The sequence below is a fragment of the Pseudomonas sp. SDO5522_S412 genome (genome assembly GCF_054071215.1).
The window spans coordinates 1-10,410 of record NZ_JBSVWQ010000195.1 but is presented as its reverse complement, the minus strand read 5'-3'; the positions used below and the strand labels follow the sequence as shown (position 1 = coordinate 10,410).

The window sequence follows — 10,410 nt, the reverse complement described above, 5'->3', positions numbered from 1 at the left end:
CACAAATTCGGTGACTGACACGACGCCTTCGCGAGCAAGCCCGCTCCCACATTGGGTTCTGCTTAAGCCTGGCGGTCGAGTTTCTTCAGGAATACGGTCATTTCCTTTTCGGCCTGCTTGTCGCCATGTGCCAGAGCCGCTTCAATACCCTTCTCCCAAGCTAACCGCGCTGCAGCGTTATCACCCTGCCCCAGCTGCGCCTTGCCCAACAGCTTCCACGCCGCCGAATACTTCGGATCGAACTCGACGCATTTCTGCAAATGCTCGGCCGCCTTGGCGTTGTCCTTCAGATCAAGATAACCCTTGCCCAAACCAAACCGCAGCAGTGAGTTATCCACACCCTTGGCGAGCATTTTTTCCAGGGATTCGAGCATGTCGGTCACTCCGTTTGATCAGAAAAAGCTCAGGCCCACGTGGAACAGCTTCTCCACATCGCGGATATGTTTTTTATCCACAAGGAACAGAATCACGTGGTCGCCCGTGGCGATCACCGTGTCGTCGTGGGCGATGATCACTTCTTCATCGCGAATGATTGCACCAATGGTGGTGCCCGGCGGCAGGCCGATATCGCGGATCGCCTTGCCAATCACCTTGCTCGATTTTGAATCACCGTGGGCAATCGCCTCGATGGCTTCCGCCGCACCCCGGCGCAACGAGTGCACACTGACGATATCGCCGCGGCGCACGTGGGCCAGCAAGGTGCCGATGGTCGCCAGTTGCGGGCTGATGGCGATGTCGATATCGCCGCCCTGGATCAGGTCGACGTAGGCCGGGTTGTTGATGATGGTCATCACCTTCTTCGCCCCCAGCCGCTTGGCCAGCAACGACGACATGATGTTGGCTTCGTCATCGTTGGTCAGGGCCAGGAAGATGTCGGCGTCGGCGATGTTTTCTTCCAGCAGCAGATCACGATCCGAGGCGCTGCCCTGCAGGACCACGGTGCTGTCGAGGGTGTCGGACAAATACCGGCAGCGTGCCGGATTCATCTCGATGATCTTCACCTGGTAGCGGCTTTCGATGGCCTCGGCCAAGCGCTCACCGATCTGCCCGCCGCCGGCGATGACGATGCGTTTATAGGTCTCATCCAGACGGCGCATTTCGCTCATCACCGCGCGAATGTTCGCTTTGGCGGCGATGAAAAACACCTCGTCGTCAGCCTCGATCACCGTATCGCCCTGGGGCAGGATCGGCCGGTCGCGACGGAAGATCGCCGCCACCCGCGTCTCGACGTTGGGCATGTGCTCGCGCAGCTGGCGCAGTTGCTGGCCCACCAACGGTCCGCCGTAGTAGGCCTTGACCGCCACCAGCTGTGCCTTGCCTTCGGCGAAGTCGATCACCTGCAAGGCGCCCGGGTGTTCGATCAGGCGCTTGATGTAATGGGTTACCACCTGTTCCGGGCTGATCAGCACATCGACCGGGATCGCGTCGTTGTCGAACAGTCCGGCGCGGGTCAGGTACGCGGCCTCACGCACTCGGGCGATCTTGGTCGGAGTGTGAAACAGGGTGTGAGCGACCTGGCAGGCGACCATGTTGGTTTCGTCACTGTTGGTGACCGCCACCAGCATGTCGGCATCGTCGGCACCGGCCTGGCGCAGCACTGTAGGAAACGAGGCGCGGCCTTGTACGGTACGGATGTCCAAACGGTCGCCCAAATCCCGCAGGCGCTCCGCGTCGGTGTCGACCACGGTGATATCGTTGGCTTCGCTGGCCAAATGCTCGGCCAGCGTACCGCCAACCTGCCCTGCGCCGAGGATGATGATTTTCATCCGGTCACTCCCTTAAAACCATTCAGCCGCGAGCGGCGGCAATCTTGATCAGCTTGGCGTAATAGAACCCGTCGTGGCCGCCTTCCTGGGCCAGCAACTGGCGGCCATGAGGCTGCTTGATCCCGGCCTGGATGTCGAGGTCCAGTTCCCGTGCGCCGCTGGTGCGAGCAAGGAAGGCTTCGATGACTTCAGTGTTTTCGGTAGGCAGCGTCGAGCAGGTGGCGTACAGCAGGATGCCGCCTACTTCGAGGGTCGGCCACAACGCGTCCAGCAACTCACCTTGCAGCACGGCCAGGGCGGCGATGTCGTCGGGTTGGCGGGTCAGCTTTATGTCCGGGTGGCGGCGGATCACGCCGGTGGCGGAGCACGGTGCGTCCAGCAGGATGCGCTGGAACGGCTTGCCGTCCCACCAGGTGGCGGTGTCGCGGCCGTCGGCGGCGATCAGCTCGGCGCTGAGGCCCAGACGGGCGAGGTTTTCCCGCACACGCACCAGGCGCTTGGCTTCCAGGTCGACGGCGACGACACCGGCCAGGTCCGCTTGCACTTCCATGATGTGGCAGGTCTTGCCGCCGGGGGCGCAACAGGCGTCCAGTACGCGTTGGCCCGGGGCCAGGTCCAGCAGGTCGGCGGCCAGTTGAGCGGCTTCGTCCTGCACGCTGATCCAGCCTTCGGCGAACCCGGGCAGGATACGTACATCGCCCGGTTCTGTAAGAACGATGCCGTCCTGGCTGTAGACGCAGGCCGTGGCCGCTACACCGGCTTCGCCAAGCAACGTGAGATAAGCGTCGCGGGTGTGATGACGGCGATTGACCCGCAGGATCATCGGCGGGTGCGCGTTGTTGGCCGCGCAGATGGCTTCCCATTGCTCGGGCCAGAACGCCTTCAGGGATTTTTGCAGCCAGCGCGGGTGGGCGGTGCGCACCACCGGGTCATGTTCCAGCTCGGCCAGCAGCGCTTCGCTTTCGCGCTGGGCGCGGCGCAGCACGGCGTTGAGCAGGGCCTTGGCCCAAGGCTTTTTCAGCTTGTCGGCGCAACCGACGGTTTCGCCGATGGCCGCGTGGGCCGGAACGCGGGTGTAGAGCAGTTGATACAGGCCCACCAGCAGCAGCGCCTCGACATCGGCGTCCGCCGCCTTGAACGGCTTTTGCAGCAGCTTGGCCGCCAGAGCCGATAACCGCGGCTGCCAGCGGGCGGTGCCGAAAGCCAGGTCCTGGGTGAAGCCGCGATCGCGGTCTTCGACTTTATCCAGCTGGGTCGGCAACGAACTGTTGAGGGAAGCCTTGCCGTTGAGTACGGCGGCCAGGGCCTTGGCGGCGGCCAGACGTGGGTTCATTGAGCGTCCACCGATTGGCCCAGGACGATACCCACGGCAAATTTCTCACGACGGCTGTTGAACAAATCGCTGAAATTCAGCGCCTTGCCGCCGGGCAATTGCAGACGGGTCAGGCACAGCGCCTGTTCACCGCACGCTACCAATAGGCCGTCCTTGCTGGCGCCGATAATCTCGCCGGGGGCGCCCTTGCCTTCAGCCAGGGTGGCGGCCAGTACTTTCAGGGCTTCGCCATTGAGGGTGCTGTGGCAGATTGGCCACGGGTTGAAGGCGCGTACCAGGCGTTCCAGCTCAACGGCCGGGCGGCTCCAGTCGATGCGAGCTTCATCCTTGTTCAATTTGTGGGCGTAGGTGGCGAGGCTGTCGTCCTGCACTTCGCCTTGCAGAGTGCCAGCAGCCAGGCCGGCGATGGCCTGGACGACAGCCGGCGGGCCCATTTCGGCGAGGCGATCATGCAGGCTGCCGCCGGTGTCTTGCCCGGTGATCGGGGTGGTGACTTTCAGCAGCATCGGCCCGGTGTCCAGGCCTGCTTCCATGCGCATCACGGTCACCCCGCTTTGCGCATCACCGGCTTCGACGGCACGCTGGATCGGTGCCGCGCCACGCCAGCGAGGCAGCAGCGAGGCGTGGCTGTTGATGCAGCCCAGGCGCGGGATATCCAGCACAGCCTGGGGCAGGATCAAGCCGTAGGCCACCACCACCAGCAGGTCTGGCTTCAGCGCAGCCAGTTCGGCCTGGGCATCGGCATTGCGCAGGGTCGGCGGCTGCAGCACCACAATGTTGTTTTCCAGTGCCAGCTGCTTGACCGGGCTGGGCATCAGTTTTTGCCCACGACCGGCCGGGCGATCGGGCTGGGTGTAGACCGCCACGATTTCATAAGGGCTGGCGAGCAGGGCCTTGAGGTGTTCGGCGGCGAATTCGGGGGTGCCGGCAAAAACGATGCGCAGTGGCTCGGTCATGGGAAACGTCTCACAAAAGAAAAAGGCTTGCCGGAGCAAGCCTTTGAAAGAAGGGAATCAAGCTTGCTGGCGATGCTTCTTTTCCAGCTTCTTCTTGATCCGGTCGCGTTTAAGCGTGGACAGGTAATCGACAAACAGCTTGCCGTTGAGGTGGTCGCACTCGTGTTGGATGCACACCGCCAGCAGGCCTTCGGCAATCATCTCGAACGGCTTGCCATCACGGTCCAGGGCCTTGATCTTGACGCGCTGGGGACGGTCGACGTTCTCGTAGAAGTCGGGCACCGACAGGCAGCCTTCCTGGTACTGGCCCATCTCGTCGGTCAGGGTTTCGAACTCAGGGTTGATAAACACCAGGGGCTCGCTGCGGTCTTCGGACAGGTCCATGACCACGACGCGCTGATGCACGTCGACCTGGGTCGCGGCGAGGCCGATACCCGGGGCTTCATACATTGTTTCAAACATGTCATCGACCAACTGACGAACCTTGGCGTCCACTACGGCCACTGGCTTGGCGATGGTGCGCAGGCGTGAGTCCGGAAATTCGAGGATGTTCAAAATAGCCATAAGCGTAATTGCTGCACATGTGAGGTAAAGGCAAGTCGGCGCCGGGGATGGACCCTTGATGTGCCGGGATAAGTGCCGTGGGAAAACGTCCGAAAGCCGCGAAGGCCAAGGCGTTTCACGCGAATGCACATAATAAAGGAGATTCACCCCATGAGGAAATCGCTACTCGTCTTGCTGCTGTGGGCCCAGGCCGTTATTGCCCAGGTTCCCGAGAGCTATCCACAGCCCGGCCAACCGTTGCCACTTCATACGCAGCAGGCCATCCAGCGCTTTTTACTGCACAACCGCATTCTCGATACCCCCCAGGAACTGGAGCACGCTCCCTATATTGTTGCAGCAGATGCCGGACGAGTATTGGGCGCCGATGGCGAGCGTATTTATGCGCGAGGTGCCCTGAACCCTACCGCCGAAAGCTACGGGATCTTCCGTCGCGGCAAGGCCTATACCGACCCGCAAAGCCAGGAATTGCTGGGTATCAACGTCGACGACATTGGCACCGCACGTTTTGTGACGTCGGGCGATGTCAGCACGTTGGGTGTGCAGCGCGTCACCCAGGAAGTGCGGCCCGGCGACCGATTGCTCAGCCAGCAAGCGCCCACCGACCTCGCCAGCCTGGTGATTCAGATGCCTGCTCGCGCCACTGCCGGGCACATCATCGACGTGCCACGGGGCGTGACGCAGATCGGCGTGCTGGATGCGGTGACGCTGAACAAGGGCCGTCGTGACGGCCTGACGGAAGGCCATTTGCTGGCCGTGGTGAAAACCGGGGAAACCGTTCGGGACCGAGTGACCGGTGCTCCGGTGAAGATGCCCGACGAGCCGGCTGGGACGCTATTGGTGTTCCGTACCTACGAAAAGCTCAGCTACGGCCTGGTGCTCAGCGCGTCGCGTTCGCTGGCGGTAATGGACCGTTTTGAGGCGCCTGAACGAAGACAATAATTAGGTTGCTAAATAAGTTACCAACAGAGTTATCCACAGCTTGTTCCGATCAAGGACGATCAAATGTTACCGACGAATGACCGTGAAATTTCCCCGGCAGAACTGGAAGCCCGACTACGCTTGCACAGGCTGCCGGAACTGGGTCCCAAGGGCTTTAAAAAACTTATCGAGGCCTTTGGTTCTGCGTCAAAAGCCATCAGCGCACCGGCCAGTGCCTGGCGCTCCCTGGGGCTCAAGGTGGCCAGCGCCGATGCCCGGCGTTGCGAGGAAGTACGTGATGGCGCCAGTGCGGCATTGGCCTGGTTGGAGCGTCCGGCCCAGCATTTGCTGATGTGGGACCAACCCGACTACCCGGCATTGCTTGCAGAATTGGATGACGCACCCCCGCTATTATTCGTCGCCGGCAACCCGGCGATTCTGGAGAAACCGCAGCTGGCGATGGTCGGCAGCCGTCGCGCCTCCAGGCCAGGAATGGATACCGCCGCCGCGTTTTCCCGCAGCCTGGCGAGTGCCGGTTTTGTCATCACCAGTGGCCTTGCCCTGGGTATCGACGGTGCTGCTCACCAGGCGGCTTTGGATGTTGGAGGACATACAATCGGCGTGCTGGGCACCGGGCTCGAAAATTTTTATCCACAGCGCCATCGACGCTTGGCCGAGGCGATGATTGCCCAAGGCAGCGCCGTGGTTTCCGAGTTTCCGTTGGACGCCGCGCCCCAGGCCGGCAACTTCCCGCGCCGCAACCGTATTATCAGTGGCCTGTCGCTTGGGGTATTGGTGGTGGAGGCCAGCATGGCCAGCGGTTCGCTGATCACCGCGCGGCTGGCGGCGGAGCAAGGGCGCGAGGTATACGCCATCCCCGGCTCCATCCATCACCCCGGGGCCAAAGGCTGCCATCAACTGATCCGCGATGGCGCGGTGCTGGTGGAAACCATCGAACACATTCTCGAAAACCTGCGTGGCTGGCAGGCCCTCTCCCGCCCGGCGCCGATTGCGGTCAATCATCCGCTGGTGGCGCTGTTGCACGCGGCACCCCACACCAGTGAAGCCCTGGCGATTGCCAGCGGCAGGGCCTTGTCCGAGGTGCTGGCCAGCCTGACGGAGCTGGAACTGGAAGGCCGGGTGATCTGCGAAAGCGGGCGCTGGCTTGCGCGCAGCTAGGTTTTGTAACGAAGATCGGTAAACTGCGCAGAGCTTTAGTCCGGAGAGTGAGTAATGGTCAACAGGTGGCGGGTGCGAGAAGCCGCACGAGAAATTCGCGCAGGCGCAGTGATTGCCTATCCAACCGAGGCGGTCTGGGGCCTGGGCTGTGACCCTTGGAACGAAGAAGCGGTGGATCGGTTGCTGGCGATCAAGGGCCGGTCTGTGGATAAGGGGCTGATCCTGATTGCCGACAATATCCGTCAGTTCGATTTTCTCTTCGAAGACTTTCCCGATGAGTGGATGGACCGCATGGCCAGTACCTGGCCTGGCCCGAATACGTGGCTGGTGCCCCATCAGGACTTGCTGCCCGAGTGGATTACCGGGGTGCATGACACGGTGGCGTTGCGGGTGACTGATCATCCGCAAGTGCGGGATCTGTGCTCGCTGGTCGGGCCACTGATTTCCACCTCGGCCAACCCGCAGGGCCGCCCGGCGGCGCGCACGCGGATTCGTGTGGAGCAGTACTTCCGCGGGCAGGTGGATCTGGTATTGGGGGGGAATCTGGGTGGGCGCAAGAACCCGAGTCTGATTCGGGATCTGGCGACGGGTGAGGTTGTGCGGCCTTCCTGAGACCGAGCCGCCTGCTTTCGCGAGCAAGCCCGCTCCCACATTTGTTCGCGTTCCAAAAGTTGGACTCGGTCAAATGTGGGAGCGGGCTTGCTCGCGAAGAGGCCCTCAAAGCCGCTGAAAATCCAACGCCCTATGGCAACAGAATGGTCGACCCAGTCGTCCGCCGCGCCGACAACTCAATTTGCGCCTTCGCCGCATCCCCCAACGAAAACCGTTGGTTAATATCAATCTGCAGCTTCCCGCTGATGATCATCGAAAACAGATCATCCGCCATCGCCTGCAGGTTTTCCGGGTTGTTGGCATAGGTCGCCAATGTCGGCCGGGTCACATACAGCGAGCCCTTGGCCGCCAGAATCCCCAGGTTGACCCCATCCACCGCCCCCGAAGCATTACCGAAACTCACCACCAATCCGCGTGGCGCGACGCTGTCCAGCGAGGTGAGCCAGGTGTCCTTGCCTACGCCGTCGTACACCACTGGGCACTTCTTGCCGTCAGTCAGTTCCAGCACGCGTTGTGCGACATTTTCCTTGCTGTAGTCGATGGTTTCCCAGGCGCCGAGGGATTTGGCCAGCGCCGCTTTTTCCGGCGAACTCACGGTACCGATCAGCTTCACGCCCAAGGCCTTGGCCCATTGGCACGCCAGCGAGCCGACGCCACCGGCAGCGGCGTGGAACAGAATGGTTTCGCTGCCCTTCAACTCATAGGTCTGGCGCAACAGGTACTGCACCGTCAGGCCCTTGAGCATCGCGCCGGCGGCCTGTTCGAAGCTGATGTCGTCCGGCAGGTGCACCAGGTTGGCAGCCGGCAACACATGCAATTCGCTGTAGGCACCCAGCGGGCCGCTGCCGTAGGCCACGCGATCGCCGACCTTGAATTGAGTGACTTCGCTGCCCACCGCATCAACCACGCCAGCACCTTCTGCGCCCAGGCCCGACGGCAAGGCCGGTGGTGCATACAGGCCGCTGCGGAAATAGGTGTCGATGAAGTTCAGGCCAATGGCCTTGTTCTGCACGCGAACCTGCTGCGGGCCGGGTTCGGCCGGGGTGTAGTCCACATACTCAAGCACTTCGGGGCCGCCATGGGCACGGAACTGGATACGTTTGGCCATCTGCACTCTCCTTAAGTCATTTCGCGTAGCCCCCTATCGGACTCCTAAGCTTGATCTTCGTCAACTGTGGCAGCAGTGGGTGCAGTGGTATCCTGTGCGCCCATTTGCCGCCGATGCCCAATGGCCTCGTGTAGCGTTGCCCGATTCAAGGTGATGTCATGACTACCCGCACCGAGGCTGTCAAAGCCTACCTGCTTGACCTGCAAGACCGCATTTGCAGCGCCCTGGAAACCTTCGAGACGGACACTCGCTTCATCGAAGACGCCTGGACCCGGCCTGCCGGCGGCGGCGGTCGCACCCGTGTGATCGAAAACGGTTCGGTAATCGAGAAAGGCGGCGTTAACTTTTCCCACGTGTTTGGCAGCGGCCTCCCACCGTCCGCCAGTGCCCATCGCCCGGAATTGGCCGGTCGCGGTTTTGAAGCCCTCGGCGTGTCGCTGGTGATCCACCCGCACAACCCGCATGTGCCGACTTCCCACGCCAATGTGCGTTTTTTCATCGCTGAAAAAGAAGGCGAAGAGCCTGTGTGGTGGTTTGGCGGCGGCTTCGACCTGACGCCCTACTACGGCAACGAAGAAGACTGCATCCACTGGCACCGCGTCGCCGAACAGGCCTGCGCGCCGTTTGGCCCGGACGTTTATTCACGCTACAAGGCCTGGTGCGACACCTACTTCCACATCAAGCACCGCAACGAACCGCGTGGCATCGGCGGTTTGTTCTTCGATGATTTGAACGAGTGGGACTTCGACACTAGTTTCGCCTTCATGCGCGCCATTGGCGACGCCTACATCGACGCCTACCTGCCAATCGTCCAGCGCCGCAAGGCCATGGCCTATACCGAGCAGCAGCGCGAATTCCAGGAATTCCGCCGTGGCCGCTACGTCGAGTTCAACCTGGTCTACGACCGCGGCACTTTGTTTGGCCTGCAATCGGGCGGGCGTACCGAGTCGATCCTGATGTCGCTGCCACCCCAAGTGCGCTGGAGCTATGACTGGAAAGCCGCCCCCGACAGCGAAGAAGCGCGCCTAACCGACTACTTCCTGCAAGACCGCGACTGGCTGGGTGTGCTGCCCAAGGCGGCGGTCTGATGGATCGTTATGTCGTCTTCGGCAACCCCATCGGCCACAGCAAGTCGCCGCTGATTCACCGTCTGTTCGCCGAACAGACCGGCGAGCAACTGGACTACAGCACCTTGCTCGCGCCGTTGGAGGATTTCACCGGCTGTGCAAAAGCATTTTTCGCACAAGGCCGTGGCGCCAACGTCACCGTACCGTTCAAGGAAGAGGCCTATCGCCTGGCCAATACCCTGACCGAACGCGCCCAACGGGCCGGCGCGGTGAATACCCTGAGCAAGCTCGGCGATGGCAGCCTGTTGGGAGACAACACCGACGGCGCCGGCCTGGTGCGGGATTTGACGGTGAATGCCGGGTTCAGCCTGCAAGGCAAACGCATCCTGCTGCTGGGCGCCGGTGGTGCGGTGCGCGGCGCGTTGGAGCCATTGCTGGCTGAGCAGCCGGCTTCGCTGATCATTGCCAATCGCACCGTGGAAAAAGCCGAATTGCTCGCCGAGCTGTTCGACGACCTCGGCCCGGTGTCCGCCAGCGGTTTCGACTGGCTACGTGAACCGGTGGACCTGATCATCAATGCCACGTCCGCCAGCCTGTCAGGCGATGTACCGCCGATTGCCGGCAGCCTGATCGAACCCGGAAAGACTTTTTGCTACGACATGATGTACGGCAAAGAGCTTACGGCTTTCTGCCGCTGGGCCGGTGAGCAGGGCGCGGCGGTGGCAATGGATGGCCTGGGGATGCTGGTGGAACAGGCCGCGGAAGCGTTCTTCCTGTGGCGCGGCGTGCGCCCGGATTCGGCGCCGGTGCTGGCTGAATTGCGTAGCCAACTGGCCTGACGCAATCCGAATGTGGGAGCGGGCTTGCTCGCGAATGCGGTGGATCAGTCGATACATACGGCGACTGT

At 62.0% G+C, this 10,410-nt stretch carries 11 protein-coding genes; 5 read left to right on the top strand and 6 right to left on the bottom strand.

Annotated elements, in window-relative coordinates; all coding sequences use genetic code 11:
- Positions 1-62 precede the first annotated feature (62 nt).
- Genes ACW9I6_RS26070 through def form a run of 5 tightly spaced genes read right to left on the bottom strand, consistent with a single transcriptional unit; the run spans position 63 to position 4,619 of the window.
- Complete coding sequence (locus tag ACW9I6_RS26070) at positions 63-374, bottom strand: tetratricopeptide repeat protein (RefSeq protein WP_003213608.1); 312 nt, start codon at positions 372-374, stop codon at positions 63-65.
- Between the two features lie 18 nt (positions 375-392).
- A complete protein-coding gene (gene trkA, locus ACW9I6_RS26065) occupies positions 393-1,766 on the bottom strand; it encodes a Trk system potassium transporter TrkA (protein WP_003213611.1) in 1,374 nt (457 codons plus the stop codon).
- A 22-nt stretch (positions 1,767-1,788) separates the two neighbouring features.
- Positions 1,789-3,099 (bottom strand): 16S rRNA (cytosine(967)-C(5))-methyltransferase RsmB, encoded by a 1,311-nt coding sequence (gene rsmB / locus ACW9I6_RS26060; RefSeq protein WP_457340007.1) that lies wholly within the window; start codon positions 3,097-3,099, stop codon positions 1,789-1,791.
- The gene (fmt, locus tag ACW9I6_RS26055; protein ID WP_457340006.1) at positions 3,096-4,055 is read right to left on the bottom strand and encodes a methionyl-tRNA formyltransferase; all 960 of its coding nucleotides are present in this window, start codon (positions 4,053-4,055) and stop codon (positions 3,096-3,098) included. Before fmt ends, rsmB begins: the two co-directional genes overlap by 4 nt.
- Before the next feature lie 57 nt (positions 4,056-4,112).
- Positions 4,113-4,619, bottom strand: coding sequence for a peptide deformylase (gene def / locus ACW9I6_RS26050; protein ID WP_003213617.1), 507 nt, complete (start codon positions 4,617-4,619; stop codon positions 4,113-4,115).
- A gap of 150 nt (positions 4,620-4,769) precedes the next feature.
- Here def and ACW9I6_RS26045 point away from each other — a divergent pair, with 150 nt between their 5' ends.
- From ACW9I6_RS26045 to ACW9I6_RS26035, 3 genes are all read left to right on the top strand, one after another.
- On the top strand, positions 4,770-5,558 hold the full coding sequence (locus ACW9I6_RS26045) for a peptidoglycan-binding protein (protein ID WP_457340005.1): 789 nt from the start codon (positions 4,770-4,772) through the stop codon (positions 5,556-5,558).
- Positions 5,559-5,621: 63 nt separating this feature from the next.
- Positions 5,622-6,716 (top strand): DNA-processing protein DprA, encoded by a 1,095-nt coding sequence (dprA, locus tag ACW9I6_RS26040; RefSeq protein ID WP_177050671.1) that lies wholly within the window; start codon positions 5,622-5,624, stop codon positions 6,714-6,716.
- A 54-nt stretch (positions 6,717-6,770) separates the two neighbouring features.
- Positions 6,771-7,328, top strand: a complete 558-nt coding sequence (locus tag ACW9I6_RS26035) for an L-threonylcarbamoyladenylate synthase (protein ID WP_003213622.1) — start codon at positions 6,771-6,773, stop codon at positions 7,326-7,328.
- 130 nt (positions 7,329-7,458) lie between these two features.
- Here ACW9I6_RS26035 and ACW9I6_RS26030 read toward each other — a convergent pair whose 3' ends face one another.
- The gene (locus tag ACW9I6_RS26030) at positions 7,459-8,436 is read right to left on the bottom strand and encodes an NADPH:quinone reductase (protein WP_457340004.1); all 978 of its coding nucleotides are present in this window, start codon (positions 8,434-8,436) and stop codon (positions 7,459-7,461) included.
- Between the two features lie 158 nt (positions 8,437-8,594).
- On the opposite strand from ACW9I6_RS26030, the gene hemF reads away from it, so the two are divergent.
- Together hemF and aroE are read left to right on the top strand one after the other, a co-directional pair.
- On the top strand, positions 8,595-9,524 hold the full coding sequence (gene hemF / locus ACW9I6_RS26025; protein WP_003213625.1) for an oxygen-dependent coproporphyrinogen oxidase: 930 nt from the start codon (positions 8,595-8,597) through the stop codon (positions 9,522-9,524).
- Positions 9,524-10,342, top strand: a complete 819-nt coding sequence (gene aroE / locus ACW9I6_RS26020) for a shikimate dehydrogenase (RefSeq protein WP_457340003.1) — start codon at positions 9,524-9,526, stop codon at positions 10,340-10,342. Before hemF ends, aroE begins: the two co-directional genes overlap by 1 nt.
- Positions 10,343-10,410: the final 68 nt, after the last annotated feature.